The organism is Variovorax sp. P2_H12 (assembly GCF_056403395.1).
In genome coordinates this window covers 1-879 of record NZ_JBFUFO010000112.1, presented here as the reverse complement: position 1 = coordinate 879, position 879 = coordinate 1, and the positions used below count along the sequence as shown (strand labels likewise).

1 protein-coding gene is annotated in these 879 nt (G+C 55.6%); it reads left to right on the top strand.

The genetic code is table 11. From position 1 onward, the window contains the following. The first annotated feature begins 278 nt into the window (after positions 1-278). Positions 279-611, top strand: a complete 333-nt coding sequence (locus AC1DYK_RS35425) for a hypothetical protein (protein WP_478170527.1) — start codon at positions 279-281, stop codon at positions 609-611. Positions 612-879: the final 268 nt, after the last annotated feature.

Here is an 879-nt window from a genome sequence, read left to right as displayed (position 1 = left end):
AGCGAATGCCACCGGCGAAGTTCGCCGAGCTGCATCGCCAGCGCGCTGGCGACGCAGCTCGATCCAGCTCAACAACCACCGAGATCAATTAATCTTGCAACCCCGGACTTCCTCGTTATGAATGGCACGGCAGGAGGGGGCAGGTCAAAAGACCCAAGATTCCTCTGCATATGGTTGGATGGTAGGCGGCAGCCACCTCAACTCTCGCCAGAAGCGCAGAAGGAAAGTTGGCTGCGACACAATGGTGCATTTTGTTGGTCACTACGAGGAGATAGCACGTGCTGATTTGGAGAGGGTATGGAATTGTGGTTGTGGTATTCGCGGTCGTCGGCCTGGTTGTCGGCAAGATTGGCGCGGAGAGTTTGTGGGGGGCCCCGATTCCAGTCGACAAAAGACAATGGTCTGAACTGATAGGTATGTGCCTTGCCGCAGCCTTGGTTTACGGACTGCACCTCCTCTTGCAAAGGGCTTCCGAGCCGCGCGCTGTTATTGACAAGAAGACCGGGAGGGAGATGGTCCTAGTGACCAAGCACGACCTCTTCTTCATTCCAGTGAAGTACTGGCCATTCATTTTGGTCGCGCTTGGATTGGTGTTTTTCTTTCAGAAGTAGTCATCGCTCCCAGCTTGGGACGCTTGCTTTCCGTTCCACTCGTTCCTGATTTTGTAGGTTACGAAATCTTTGGCCATGGGATGGAGGGGTGTCGGCTCTGTCATTCTCGTCAACGGAGAGGCCTAGGGAGATGCTGATCAATGAACAGCGCCGTCGGATCTGAGGGCATCACGACGCGATGCGGTCGTGACTGTGGTCGACTTCGCGCCGTGAGGTCTGCCCACCAGGCGTTTTGCGCCTCTTGCGAGGCCACTTTCGGTGCTCAAGA